The following is a 13,392-nucleotide window of genomic DNA, read 5'->3' as shown; positions in this document are numbered from 1 at the left end:
CTTGCAAGGAGAGTTTCATGACAGCTGATTCCATCACCTTCATCGGAGGCGGCAACATGGCGCGCAGCCTGATCGCCGGCCTGATCCGCCAGGGCGTGCCCGCCGCACACATCCACGTGGCCGAACCGGTTGCAGCACTGCGCGAGTCGCTGGCCACCGATTTCGGCGTGCAGGTGCACGACAATGCCGCCGATGCCGCCGCACAGGGCCGCACCTGGCTGCTGGCGGTGAAGCCACAGGTGCTGCGCGAGGTCTGCCAGTCGCTGCAGGCACTGGCCCAGGCAAGCCGGCCACTGGTGGTGTCGATCGCCGCCGGCATCACCAGCGCGCAGCTGGAACGCTGGCTGGGCGGCAACCTGCCGGTGGTGCGTGCAATGCCCAACACGCCGGCCCTGCTCGGCGCCGGCGTGACCGGCCTGTATGCCACGCCGTCGGTGGATGCACAGCAGCGCTCGCAGGCCGAACAGGTATTGGCCAGTGCCGGCCGTACCGTGTGGATCGAGCGCGAGGCGCTGATGGATTCGGTCACTGCCGTGTCCGGCAGCGGGCCGGCCTACGTGTTCCTGCTGGCCGAAGCGATGGAAGCGGCGGGCATTGCCCAGGGCCTGCCGGCCGACGCCGCGCGCACGCTGGTGGTGCAGACCCTGCTGGGCGCCTCGCGCATGCTCGATGAAGCCGGCGAAAGCCCGGCCGAGCTCCGCCGCCGTGTGACCTCGCCGAACGGCACCACCCAGGCCGCGATCGAGAGCTTCCAGGCCGGTGGTTTCGAAGTGCTGGTGGACAACGCGCTGCGTGCTGCGCAGGTGCGCGGGCGGGAATTGTCTGCGGCGAATGATTGATCCCGATGTGTGCCGACCAACGGTCGGCACCTACCATCATCCACGCATGGCGTGGATGCTCATTGCCCAAATGTGGCCATGACGAAATCGACGAAGCACTGCAGCCGCGGGCGCGGCCGTCGATCCGGCAGGTAGATCAGATGCATCGGTCGCGGTTCGGGCAGGCAGTCGCGCAGCAGCGGCTTCAGGCGCCCTGCTGCGATCTCCCCCGCCAACAGCGCGGTGGGCTGCAACACCAACCCGGCCCCGGCCACGGCGGCTCCGCGCAGCGCGAACCCGTCGTTGCAGGTCAGCCGCGCCTCCCAATCCACCTGTTCACCGTTGGCCAACTGCCAGCCATGGCCACCACGCCAGGCAAGATGGCTCAGGCAATCATGCCCCTGCAGGTCCGCCGGCGTGCGTGGCGTGCCGCGCCTGCGCAGGTAAGACGGCGCCGCGCACAGGCTCATCGCATACGGCGGCAGCGGCCGCGCCACCACCTCCTGCGATGGCAACGGCCCGACCCGGATCGCCACGTCGAAGCCGTCCTCGATCAGGTCCACACGGCGGTTGCTCAGATCCAGTTCGATGTTCAACTGCGGCTGCGCGCGCAGCAGGCCGGCCAGCTGCGGCGCCAGCACGCAGCTGCCCCAGGTGGTCGGCGCACTGACCCGCAGCAGGCCACGCGGCTGTACCTGCAGACCGGCCACATCGGCCTCGGCCTGCTGCACCTGCTCCAGCACTTGCCGGCATCCGGCCAGATAGGCGCTGCCGGCTTCGGTCAGGCGCTGGCGGCGGGTGTTCCGTTGCAGCAGCGCGGCACCCAGATGCGCCTCCAGCTGCTGGATGTACTTGCCCACCATCACCGCCGAGACCTGCAGCTGTTCGGCGGCGCCGGCGAAGCTGCCACGCTCGGCCACGGCAACGAAGGCCTGCATGCATCGAAGGGTATCCATTACTAATCCTTAGTTAGGAATCTGCGAATCATACGCCGCTTACCTAACCCCATTGTGAGGGCGCAGACTGCGCTCACTCCCTTACGCAAGGAACGGCCATGAAGATCCTCCTCGTTGGTGCCAGCGGCACCCTCGGCCAGGCAGTCGCCCGCCAGCTCGGCCAACAGCATCAGATTCTCGCCGCCGGCCGCAGCAGCGGCGAACTGCGCGTGGACCTGACCGATGACGCCAGCGTCGCCGAACTGTTCGCACGTACCGGCCCGGTCGATGCGGTGATTTCCACCGCCGGCAAGCTGCACTTCGGCCCGCTGCAGCAGATGACGCCGGCGCAGTTCAACCTCGGCCTGCAGGACAAACTGCTGGGCCAGGTGAGGCTGGCACTGGCCGCGCAGCATCATCTCAACAGCGGCGGCTCGATCACCCTGACCAGCGGCATCGTCAGCGCACAACCGATCCGCGACGGCGTCAACGCCACCTCGGTGAATGCCGCACTGGAAGGCTTCGTGCGCGCAGCCGCACTGGAGCTGCTGCCGCGCGGCCTGCGCATCAACGTGGTCAGCCCGAACGTACTGATCGAATCGATGGCCGCCTACGGCCCCTACTTCCCGGGCTTCGAGGCGGTAAGCGCACAGCGCGCGGCACTGGCCTTCCAGCGCGCGGTGGAAGGCATCCAGAGCGGCGAGACGATCACGGTCTGGTAAGAAAAAGGGGACGGAGGGGATTAAGTCGCAAGTGCACAAACGACATAATCCCCTCCGTCCCCTTTTTGTCGCTCACTCCCAGCGCATCGGGCCGTCGCCGCGTTCGCCGAGGACGTCGCCGGGATTGGCCAGGCGGCAATGCTGCAGCGACAGGCAGCCACAACCGATGCAGCCGGTCAGTTCGTCGCGCAGCAGCTGCAGCATGTGGATGCGCTCTTCCAGCTCGGTGCGCCAGCGCGCGGACAGCCTGGCCCAATCCGCTTTGGTCGGTGCGCGTCCGTCAGGCAGGCTTTCGAAGGCACGGCCGACTGCTTCCAGCGGCATGCCCACCCGCTGCGCCACGCGGATCACCGCCAACCGGCGCAGCACGTCCCGGCTGTAACGACGTTGGTTGCCCGAGGTGCGCAGGCTGCTGATCAGCCCCTTGCGCTCGTAGAAATGCAGTGCGGAAACGGCCACGCCACTGCGCTGGGAGACCTCGCCAACGCTGAGTTCCTGGGATGCCATTGCTTGACCTCAACTACAGTTGAGGTGGCATGCTGCTATCTTCGCCGCCCGTTGACAAGCGCGGCCTGCACCTGACCCGTATGACCCCGACCCTCTCTCCCGCCGACACCCACCTGCCGGCTGACAGCTCGATCCTGTCCGCGCGCTACCGCGCCACGACCATCGGCATGGTCGCACTGGTCGCGCTGCACGCCTTCGAAGCACTGGCCGTCGCGGCCGCGATGCCCACCGTGGCCGAAGCACTCGATGGACTGCGCCTGTACGCGCTGGCCTTTGGCGGCACCCTGGCCACCAGTGTGATCGGCATGACCCTGGCCGGGCGCTGGGCCGATCGCCACGGCCCCGCGCGGCCACTCTGGTACGGCCTGGGCTGCTTCGTGCTGGGCCTGCTGCTGGCCGGCTTTGCGACGCGCATGGGCATGCTGGTGGCCGGGCGCCTGATGCAGGGCCTGGGCGCGGGCGCGATTTCGGTCTCGCTCTACGTGATGGTCGGCCGCAGCTACCCCAAGCACCTGCGACCGAAGGTGTTCGCGGCGTTCTCCGCAGGCTGGGTGGTGCCCTCGATGGTCGGCCCGGCGTTGAGTGGCCTGATGGTGCAGCACCTGGGCTGGCGCTGGGTATTCCTGGCAGTGCCACTGCTGGCGATACCGGCCGCACTGCTGCTGCGCCCGGCACTGGCGCGCATGCAACCTCCCGTTGCGGTCTGCAACGATGGCGAACGCAGCAACGTGGTGCGCTGGGCCTCTGGCGCCTCACTGGCCGCACTACTGCTCTACGTCGGCGGCCAGCAACAGGGCATGGCCGCCCTGCTCTGCATCGGCGTGGCGATGCTGGCGCTGCTGTTCTGCGTGCATCGGCTGCTGCCGGCCGGAACCCTGATCCTGCGCCGCGGCCTGCCCAGCGTGATCGCGTTGCGCGGCATTGCTGCAGCGGCGTTCTTCGCCTGCGAGGCCTATCTGCCCCTGCTGCTGCAGCGCGAACGCGGGCTCTCGCCCAGCTGGGCAGGCGCCGTGCTCAGCCTCGGTGCGCTGGGCTGGTTCGCCGGTTCATGGCTGCAGGGCCACCAGCAGCGTGGCTGGTCACGCCAGCAGCTGCTGCGCGTTGGCACGGTGATGATGACGTTCGGCATCGCCGCAACGCTGTCGGTGCTGTTCAACCCGATGCCGCTGCCGGTCGCGCTGGTCGGCTGGGCCGTGACCGGCTTCGGCATGGGCATGATCTACGCCAGCCTGTCGGTGCTGACCCTGTCGCTGTCAGCACCGCATGAGCAGGGTGCCAATACCTCGGCGCTGCAGCTGAGCGAGGCGTTGTCGGTGACCACCGCGCTGGCGGTGTCCGGCGCGTTATTCGCCATGTTCGTGGAAAGCGCGCCGCACACCGGCTACCTGCTGTGCCTGGCCATCACCTTCGGTCTGGCGGTGCTGGCCGCAGTGATCGCGCGGCGGGTGTAGCGCCGCCGGATTCCGGTAGTGCCGGCCGCTGGCCGGCAACCTCCGCGCACGCGGGAATCCCATGATGGCGACGGCCAGAGGCCGGCATTACCGTGTACCGGCTCCCACATCATCGATATCCCGATGCAGGATGCGGCGCACTTCCAGCACGGCCTGCGGGGTCTCCTGCACGCTGTGGCCGGAAATGATCACCTTCTCCGACAGCGCGCCCGGCAGATGCGCGCTCCAGTACGGCACCAGCCCGTCATCGGACTTCTCCACCGGCAGCTCCGGCTTGCGCTGGGCGATGATCGAGTGGTACTTCAGGCCCGCTTCGATCGGCAGCTGTGCGGCGGCCTTCACGAACGGATCGCTGGCCTTGAGGTTGTCGATGCTGTTGGGAATCTTCGGCTTGGCGGTGCCGTCGACCTGCTGCTCGGCCTGTGCCAGCGCCATGAACACGTCCTCGAACTTGCCGAGAATGGTCAGCGGCAGGCGTACCAGGCGCCCGATCAGCCGCCCGACCTTGTTGCCTGCGATATCCGTGCCCTGGTGCGGCGCGGCGATGAAGATCGCGCGTTCCACGTTCGGCTGCGCCTTGAAATGCAGCAGTGGCCCCAGCTTGGCCTGCACCCGCTTCAGCCGCTCGCCCTTCAGGTCATAGTTGGCCAGCAGGTCATCCCACAGCACATCACCCGAGTCGCTCACCAGCAGCCGCGCGAGCACGCCGCCCATGCTGTGGCCGATATAGACCATGTCCTTCGATGCGCGTGTGCTGCCGTTGGGGTCGAAGTGCTTGAGCGTGTCATTGAACGCGTTGGCGATCTCGTAGCGGTTCAGCGCGATCGGTGCATTGGTCGGGTAGTAGACCTGCCACACCTGGAACTGCTGGCGCAGCTCGGGGTCGCCCATGATCTCGTTGGCCAGGTTCACCCAGGCTTCCGGGCTGCTGGCCAGGCCGTGCAGCATGAAGATGATGCGGCGGTTCGGGTCCCACGGCTGCATCAGGTAGATGTGCGGTTCGCCGATGCCCTCACTCATGCCGAACAGTGTGCGCAGTGACTGCCGGGCGAAGCCACTCTGCGCCAGCCACAGACCGTAGGCAGCGGTGAAATTGCCGGCCAGCGGCACCTGTTCGCCGTGCAGGGTGATGCGTTCAGTGGCCTCCGGCGAATAGGCGTCCAGTTCAACCCGGCGCGTGCGCATCACGTCTTCCAGGCTGCTGCCTTCGAAACGCAGCAGCGCGGTGACGTTGATCGAGGACATCTCGCTGAATTCCGGCACCGAATCGTCATGCCGATGGCGGCGGCCACGGCGCTCGTCGTCAGCATCATCCGCCGCTGTTTCCGCCTTCGGCCCATCGCCCGCGATCACCGGCGCGACCAGCTTGGGCGGGTCCATCACCATCACCAGCTCGGCACCGAAGCCATCGCGGCGATAGGTGCTGCGCAGGCCGACGAAGCTGACCGTGCCGGCCGGCACCAGCTGCGCCGGAATGCTCTTCAGGTTCAACTGCTGGTAGTTGGAGGCCAGCGACCAGCTGCCGACCGAGATCGGCTTCGTATAGTCCTCGCCGGCCAGTGCCGCTGCACGCGCGCGCACGAACAGCACCACCGCCGCCTTCTCGGCGGCGTAGTTGTAGTAGTCGCGCACCTGCGTCTGCCGGTCTTCGAAGGCGCGGTCGGACGGCGAGCGGCCGCTGTAGAACAGGTAGGCATAGGCATAACGCGCGGCTTCCAGCCAGGCATCCAGCGCCGCGTCGCTCATCGGCGGATCGCCGGCGGCGGTCTTCTTCGGCGTCAGCGCCAGCGCGGCCTTCACCCACAGTTCGGACAACGCCGACAGCCGCTGCTCGACGTTGAGGTCATCGGTCATCAACAACGTGCTGCGGCAGACCAGGAAGTCCTTCTCGCACTGCGACTCATCCAGGCCCGCCGCGCTGAGCGTCTCGCGCGCGGCCGGGCTGAGCTTGCCGGTGTTGAGCACATCGGCGCGCTTGTTCACCAGCGAATCGCTGGACTTCACCTGCTTGACAGTCACCATCGCGCAGCCGCTGCTGCCCAGCAGCAGGAAGGCGGCGAACAACACCGGCAGCGCGCGCTGCCAGCGGATCAGGAAGAGTCGGGTCATTACTGCGGGTCCTGCTCGGTGCCGGGCACGCCCTGGCGGATCACGGTGGAGAAGTGGTCGCCGCTGCCCAGGTCCAGCGCACGCTGGGTGATGCGGCCCTTGTCATGCAGTTCGGCATAAGGCACGCCCGGCGTGAGCGCGCCGACCTCCTGTGCGTATTCGGCCAGGTAGCCGGACAGCAGCAGGCGGTAGTCCAGCGGCAGGCGCGGCGCGATGTGGCGGGCCAGATCGAAGACGATGGTGGTGCAGTTGCTGGTGAGCGTGTTGTAGAAGCCCGGCTTCGCATCCAGTTCGCGCGCCTGCGCGATGTACGCGGCGAACAGTTGCTTCAGTTGCGCCTGGTCCATGCCGTGCAGGCGGTACAGGTAGACATCCTCGCCACGCGCGTTGGTGCGGGTGCGGATGATGTCGGTCTCCTCCGCGGCCACCAGGGTCATCTCGAATTTGCGGAAGAAGCCGCCCAGCGCCGAGAACGATTCGCCGCGTTCCTTGCGGATCTCCAGCGAGAACACCACGTGGCGCCCATCCTCGAAACCGAACGAGATCAGGGTGTGGGCGATCGCCGGGCCCATCCAGTACGACAGCACCAGATCGGCCGAGCGGAGTTGGTCCAGGTCGTACGCGCGGCGCACCCAGTGCGCGTCGTAGTCGGTCTCGCTGCGCCAGGTGAAATCACGCACGTTGTCGAGCACCACGTGGCGCCCGTCGAAGGACACCACGTGCAGGCGCTGGGCCACGTCATCGGCCCAGACGCGGTCCTGGCGCGGGGTGAGCAGCAGCCACCACAGGCCGGCCAGCGCCAGCGACGCGCCGAACGCCATGCCCAGGCGACGATGGCCACGGCCACGCGCGACCTGCCACGACGCCCACAGCGCAACCAGCAGCCACAGCACCGCAATGCCATTGGCCAGCCAGCCCGGCCCCGGCATCTGATAGGCCAGCAGCCCGGTCACCCACAACGCTGCCAGCGCCATGGCACTTCCTGTCATCCAACGTCCTGCGGCTCTCACTGGCATCCTGTCGCGGTCCCGAAGCCGCATAGTTAGCCACAAGCGGGTTCACCGTGGCATCTACGGCCCGTTCAGGGACCGCGGCGCACCGTCTGCGTCCATGCGGCCAGGTTCACCTCACAGGAGCAACGATGGGCATCACTTCCGTGGCCGGCGTTCCGGTCCAACCCCAGCACCGCGCCACCTGCCACTGCGGCACGGTCGAGCTGTTGCTGGACCTCCCGGACGGCATCGTCGACCCGCGCCGCTGCGACTGCTCGATGTGCCGACGCCGGGGTGCCATCGCCGCCAGCGTCCCCCGCCAGGGCCTGCAGGTGGTGCGCGGGCAGCATCACCTGCAGAAGTACCAGTTCAACACCCATGTGGCCGAGCACTACTTCTGCGGGGTGTGCGGCATCTACACCCATCACCGGCGCCGCTCCAACCCCGACCAGTACGGCTACAACGTGGCCTGCCTGGAGGGCATCGACCCGTTCGCGCTTGGGGTGATCCCGGTCAGCGACGGGGTCAACCACCCATCAGACCGCACCGGCTAGTGGCGCGTGCGCCGCGGTGGCGTGGCCACCTTCTGCCAGGGCGCCATGCCGCTGCGCCCGGCCCGCGCCGGGCGTTTCAGCCAGGGCCGGCGTGACGGTGCCTGTGGCGCGTCCTCGACCGGGGGAGGAAGGGGTCGACGGCTGGGCCAGAGATGGTCGAGCAGCCACATGGCGGGTCTCCGTGGGGGACGGGGACGATCAACACTAGGCCCGGGTGGGCATAGGCGGCGTGAGCGGGACACGACAGCGGGATGACGGCGGAGGCGGCGATGAGCCTGCTACACCATGTCCCCGACCAAGGCACCTGTGCGTTTCCGCAGCAACAGGCGCAACACGGCGGCACAGGCGGCGGTCAGCAGCGCCAGTACACGCAGCAGTGTCGCCAGCGCCTCACTACTGGCGTGCTGCAGCTGCATGCGGCTCATCGTCGGTAGCAGTGCCTGCGCCTGTTCCCGCGCCCCCGTGGCCAGATAGGCACCGGCACGCACCAGCGGTGCCGGCGACGCGCCCTGCAGCTGATGGCCGATCAGCAGCGCAAGCAAGGCAGTGACTGCGGCCAACGCGATGCCTTCGCCGGCCACCCGCACGGTTCCGAATATGCCTGCGGCCATGCCGGCACGTTGCACCGGTACCACGCTCACCGACAGTCCATCCATCAGCCCCCACGGCAAAGCCGTGCCTGCGCCGACCAGCATCAGCAGCGGCACCCACTGCAAGGGCGACGGGTGCGACGCCTGCCGCGACAACAGGTACAGGCCGGCGGCACACACCAGCAGACCCAGCGTGCACAACCGCGCACTTCCCACGCGCTCCGCCCAACGCGCGGCCAGCATCGGCAGGACCAGCATCGGCGCGGACAGCGCCAGCATCTGCAGTCCCACCAGCGTCGCGCTCTGGCCATGCACGCCCAGCAGTTGCAGAGGTAACGCGACCAGCAGCACCACGTAGCCGAAGCAGGTCGCCACCGGCAGCAGCTGGACACCGAGGAACGCCGGTTGCGAGAACAGTGAGAGGTCCAGCAACGGTGAGGGGTGCCGCCGTTCGATGAAGACGAACACCCCGCCCAACAGCAGCGTCACCAGCAGCGCCAGCCGCACGCGCGCGGCATGCAGGCCGAACTCGCCCAGCCACAGCAGCGCCAGGGTCAACGTCGCCAGCGTCAGGCTGAAACTCAGCATGCCGCCGATATCCAGTGGTCGGCGCTCGCCATGACTTTCAGGCAACGCGCGTGCCCCCAGGCCGAAGGCCACCAACGTGAGCACACCGCCCGCGGCGAACACGCTGCGCCATCCCAATGTCTGCAGCAGCAGGCCCGCGAGCAAGGGCCCCAACGCCAGCCCCATGCCGAACGTGGTGCCCAGCAGGGCGAAGACACGGGCACGCGCCGGCCCCTGCCAGGCCTGTGCCAGCAGCGCCGTGCCGGATGCCAGCGCCGCCGCCGCGGCAACGCCCTGCAACCCGCGCGCCAGATCCAGCCATAGCAGCGTGCGAGCAAGGCAGACGGCGGCGGTGGCGGTGGTGAAGCCCGCCGTGCCCAGCAGGAACAGCCGCCGACGGCCATATCGATCGGCCAAGCCGCCCGCAGCGAGCAACAGACTGCCGAAGGTGAGCATGAAGGCGTTGGTCACCCAGGCCAGCGCGGTGGGCGATGCCGCCGCGGAACGGGCCAGCGCCGGCACCGCGACTGCACCGGCAGAGAAGGACAACGGCAACGCCAGCGCGGCCAGGCAGACCGCAAGCAGCGCCCAGCGCTGCTGCGCGCGGACAGGTACAGGGAGCATCGAATCCGGGGCCATGCGGGCCTCCATCCATCAGGGGCATTGATGATGGACAGGCCGCTATTCCAGAAAAACAGGCTCGGTGGACGTTGATTGCGGCGAGATGTTCCGCAATCATCCAAGCATGGACTCCATCTCCGCCCTGCTCGCCTTCGTCCGCACCGCGGAGGCCGGCAGCATTGTCGGTGCCGCCCGCGTACTCGGCCTGTCAGCCTCGGCCGTCGGCAAGCGCATCGCCCGGCTTGAACAGGAACTCGGCACGCGCCTGTTCCATCGCACCACCCGCCGCGTGCATCTCACCGACGAAGGCGAACTGCTGCTGCAACGCTGCCGACGTGCGCTGGATGAGCTTTCCGAAGCGCAGGCGGACCTGGCGCAGCGACAGCACGCCCCCAGCGGACTGCTGCGCATCGGCCTGCCCACCATCGGCTACCGCTTCCTGCTGCCGGTGCTGCCCGGCTTCCAGCAACGCTATCCGCAGGTGCAGCTGGAACTGGACTTCAACGACCGCATCGTCGATGTGGTCAGCGAAGGCCTGGATGCGGTGATACGAAGTGGCGAACTGGCTGATTCCAGCCTGACCGCACGGCGGCTGGGGGGTTTTCGTTTCATCCTCTGTGCGGCGCCGGGCTATCTGCAGATGCATGGAACGCCCGGCGATGTGGGCGACCTGCGCATGCATACCGCGCTGCGCTTCCGTTACCCCACCACGGGAAAGCTGCATCCGTGGCAGCTGCCGGGCATCGAAGGCGACGCCGGGGCGCGCCTTCCCACGGCGATGACCTGCAACAACATGGAGGCCGTGCTGGCCGCTGCGATCGGATGCATGGGCCTGGCCTGGATGCCTGACTTCCTCGCCGCTGACGCGCTGGCCGATGGCCGCCTGCAACAGGTGCTGCCCACACTGCCCACGCATCAGGGGCAGTTCTCGCTGCTGTGGCCCGGCGGGCGCCATCCCAGTGCACGCCTGCGGGTGTTCATCGACTACGCCGTTGCGCACCTTTTCCGCAGCACCCCGGAAAAAGGGACGGAGGGGATTAAGTCGTAATTGGTCCTGCTGTGCCTGAAACGACTTAATCCCCTCCGTCCCCTTTTTCCTAGCGGCTGAAGCGGCGCGCGCCGGCGACGCAGATCACCGCGACCAGAGTCACCAGCACCATGCTGAGGCTGACCGACTCGTGCAGCAGCAGCGCGGCCAGGGCCAGGCCGAAGAACGGCTGCAGCAGCTGCAGCTGGCCGACGGCAGCGATGCCGCCCTGGGCCAGCCCGCGGTACCAGAACAGGAAGCCGATCAGCATGCTGAACACTGCCACGTAGCCCAGTGCCCACCACGCCGAGGCACCGACCGCAGTGAACGAGGCCGGGCGCATCAGCACCGTCAGCGGCAGCATCACCGGCAACGCCAGCAGCAGTGCCCAGCTGATCACCTGCCAGCCGCCCAGATGACGGGCGAGCCGACCACCTTCCGCGTAGCCCAGCCCGCACACCACGATCGCCGCCAGCATCAGCAGGTCGGCCTGCAACGAGGCTTCGATTCCGTTGCGCGCGGCATAGCCGACCACGCAGGCACTGCCCAGCAACGAGAACAGCCAGAACGCCGGGCGCGGCCGATCGCCACCGCGCAGCACGCCGAACACCGCTGTACTCAACGGCAGCAGGCCAAGGAACACGATGGTGTGCGCCGACGACGCGTGACGCAGCGCGAGCGCGGTCAGCAGCGGGAAGCCGACCACAACGCCGAGGCTGACCACCACCAGCCCCGGCAGGTCGCCGCGCCGCGGCCATGGCTGGCGCAGCAGAAGCAGCAGCCCCAGACCGAGCACCGCGGCGATGGTGGCGCGTGCGGCGGTGACGAACCCGGCATCCAGCTGCAGCACCGCCAGGCGGGTGGCCGGCAATGAGCCGGCGAAGATCACCACACCGATGAAGCCATTGATCCAACCACTCGCCGACCGTTCCACGCCTGTACTCCTGAAGGTGCCGGACGATGCCCGGCTGCACCTGTATGGAAGCATCCGGCGCGGAACGACCCCAGCTACAATCCAGTACAGCCGCAAGTAACTGTACTGCCCACACTTCCACTACGGTTCCACCATGCCGCGCCCGCTCACCCGCATCGAATCGGTCATCCAGACCGTCCGCACCCGCATCAGTGCACGGGTGGATGGCCCCGGCTCCCGCCTGCCTTCGGTACGTGCGCAGGCGGCGACCATGGGGGTTTCAGTCTCCACCGTGGTCGAGGCCTACGAGCGCCTGGCGGCCGAAGGCCTGATCAGTGCGCGCGCAGGCTCGGGCTTCTACGTCAGTGGCCCGGCCGCACCGCTGGCGCTGGCTGAAATGGAGCCGCGGCTGGATCGCGCGGTGGATCCGCTGTGGGTGTCACGGCAATCGCTGGAAACGCCCGCGGGCGATCTCAAGCCAGGGTGCGGCTGGATGCCCAGTGACTGGCTGTATCACGATGGCGTGCGCCGCGGCCTGCGCCGGCTGGCGCGTGCCGATGCCATGCAACTGGTGGACTACGCCGGTCCGCTCGGGCTGCCCGCGTTGCGCCAGCTGCTGCAAAGGCGCAGCGCCACGCTTGGCATCGATGCACCGATGGAGCAGATCCTGCTGACCGAATCCGGTACGCACGCGGTCGATCTGCTCTGCCGTTTCCTGCTCAAGCCCGGCGACTGCGTGCTGGTCGATGACCCGAGCTACTTCAATTACCACGCGCTGCTCAAGGCGCACCAGGTGCAGGCCATCGGCGTGCCGTACACGCACAGCGGCCCGGACCTGGAGGCGTTCGCGCAAGCCCTGCAGGCGCATTCGCCGCGGCTGTACATCACCAATTCCGGCCTGCACAACCCGACCGGCGCGGTGCTTTCGGCCAACACCGCGCACCGCCTGCTGGGCCTGGCCGAACGCAGCGAGTTGATCATCGTCGAGGACGACATCTTCGCCGACTTCGAACTGCAGCCGGCACCGCGGCTGGCCGCGCTCGATGGACTGTCACGGGTGATCCACGTCGGCAGTTTCTCCAAGACGCTGTCGGCAGCGTCGCGCTGCGGCTACATCGCTGCACGCCATGACTGGATAGAAGCATTGACCGACCTGAAGCTGGCGACCAGCTTTGGCGGCGGCCATCTGGCCGCGCAGTTGATGCACATCGCGCTGACCGATAGCGGTTACCGCCGCCACATGCAGTCGATACGTTCGCGCCTGGCCGATGCACGCCGGCACACACTGCGGAAACTGCAGGCGCTGGGCATCACGCCGTGGCTGCAGCCGGAAGCCGGCCTGTTCCTGTGGTGCCAGCTGCCCGACGGCCGCGACGCCGCCGCACTGGCGCGGCAATGCCTGCGCGAGGGCATCGTGCTGGCGCCGGGCAACGCGTTCAGCCAGTCGCAGCGCGCGGCCGACTATCTGCGCTTCAACGTCTCGCAGTGCCAGGACCCGAGGATCTGGCAGGTGCTGGCGCGGGCGTTGCGTTGAGCTGGATGCAAGCCGGTCAGCGCAGGCAGGAGCGACCCCCGGCAAAGGCACT

General features: G+C 68.0%; 11 protein-coding genes and 1 pseudogene. 6 read left to right on the top strand and 6 right to left on the bottom strand.

The genetic code is table 11. The features are described from left to right. Nucleotides 1–17 precede the first annotated feature (17 nt). Nucleotides 18–839, top strand: a complete 822-nt coding sequence (gene proC / locus AC5P8R_RS10145; RefSeq protein WP_495223351.1) for a pyrroline-5-carboxylate reductase — start codon at nt 18–20, stop codon at nt 837–839. 59 nt (nt 840–898) lie between these two features. Here proC and AC5P8R_RS10140 read toward each other — a convergent pair whose 3' ends face one another. Further along, nucleotides 899–1,774 carry a LysR family transcriptional regulator gene (locus tag AC5P8R_RS10140; protein ID WP_495223350.1) on the bottom strand — a complete coding sequence of 292 codons (876 nt, stop codon included), beginning with the start codon at nt 1,772–1,774 and terminating at the stop codon, nt 899–901. A gap of 71 nt (nt 1,775–1,845) precedes the next feature. Between AC5P8R_RS10140 and AC5P8R_RS10135 the strand changes: the two are divergent. Beyond that, a pseudogene (locus AC5P8R_RS10135) lies at nt 1,846–2,475 on the top strand (short chain dehydrogenase); the annotation flags it as partial. Nucleotides 2,476–2,547: 72 nt separating this feature from the next. Here AC5P8R_RS10135 and soxR read toward each other — a convergent pair. Continuing rightward, complete coding sequence (soxR, locus tag AC5P8R_RS10130; RefSeq protein WP_021202603.1) at nt 2,548–2,982, bottom strand: redox-sensitive transcriptional activator SoxR; 435 nt, start codon at nt 2,980–2,982, stop codon at nt 2,548–2,550. Between the two features lie 29 nt (nt 2,983–3,011). Between soxR and AC5P8R_RS10125 the strand changes: the two genes are divergently transcribed. Beyond that, complete coding sequence (locus AC5P8R_RS10125) at nt 3,012–4,433, top strand: MFS transporter (protein WP_495223349.1); 1,422 nt, start codon at nt 3,012–3,014, stop codon at nt 4,431–4,433. Nucleotides 4,434–4,520: 87 nt separating this feature from the next. Here the strand turns inward: AC5P8R_RS10125 and AC5P8R_RS10120 are convergent, their stop codons facing one another. Both AC5P8R_RS10120 and AC5P8R_RS10115 read right to left on the bottom strand, forming a co-directional pair. After that, nucleotides 4,521–6,542 (bottom strand): esterase/lipase family protein, encoded by a 2,022-nt coding sequence (locus AC5P8R_RS10120; protein ID WP_014646211.1) that lies wholly within the window; start codon nt 6,540–6,542, stop codon nt 4,521–4,523. Then, on the bottom strand, nt 6,542–7,516 hold the full coding sequence (locus AC5P8R_RS10115) for an Lnb N-terminal periplasmic domain-containing protein (protein WP_014646210.1): 975 nt from the start codon (nt 7,514–7,516) through the stop codon (nt 6,542–6,544). Before AC5P8R_RS10115 ends, AC5P8R_RS10120 begins: the two co-directional genes overlap by 1 nt. Before the next feature lie 167 nt (nt 7,517–7,683). Here AC5P8R_RS10115 and AC5P8R_RS10110 point away from each other — a divergent pair, with 167 nt between their 5' ends. Further along, on the top strand, nt 7,684–8,088 hold the full coding sequence (locus AC5P8R_RS10110) for a GFA family protein (RefSeq protein ID WP_014646209.1): 405 nt from the start codon (nt 7,684–7,686) through the stop codon (nt 8,086–8,088). A gap of 278 nt (nt 8,089–8,366) precedes the next feature. Here AC5P8R_RS10110 and AC5P8R_RS10105 read toward each other — a convergent pair whose 3' ends face one another. After that, complete coding sequence (locus tag AC5P8R_RS10105; protein WP_014646208.1) at nt 8,367–9,884, bottom strand: MFS transporter; 1,518 nt, start codon at nt 9,882–9,884, stop codon at nt 8,367–8,369. A 106-nt stretch (nt 9,885–9,990) separates the two neighbouring features. Here AC5P8R_RS10105 and AC5P8R_RS10100 point away from each other — a divergent pair, with 106 nt between their 5' ends. After that, entirely contained in the window at nt 9,991–10,914 is a 924-nt protein-coding gene (locus tag AC5P8R_RS10100) for a LysR family transcriptional regulator (protein ID WP_495223348.1), read from the top strand. Between the two features lie 49 nt (nt 10,915–10,963). On the opposite strand, the gene AC5P8R_RS10095 is transcribed toward AC5P8R_RS10100, so the two are convergent. Beyond that, complete coding sequence (locus AC5P8R_RS10095; RefSeq protein ID WP_032958514.1) at nt 10,964–11,827, bottom strand: DMT family transporter; 864 nt, start codon at nt 11,825–11,827, stop codon at nt 10,964–10,966. A gap of 133 nt (nt 11,828–11,960) precedes the next feature. Between AC5P8R_RS10095 and AC5P8R_RS10090 the strand changes: the two genes are divergently transcribed. Further along, nucleotides 11,961–13,340, top strand: a complete 1,380-nt coding sequence (locus AC5P8R_RS10090) for an aminotransferase-like domain-containing protein (protein WP_069117551.1) — start codon at nt 11,961–11,963, stop codon at nt 13,338–13,340. Nucleotides 13,341–13,392 lie beyond the last annotated feature (52 nt).

Source organism: Stenotrophomonas sp. YJH_SMC_73 (assembly GCF_059370155.1).
This window is presented reverse-complemented; position numbering and strand designations above follow the sequence as displayed.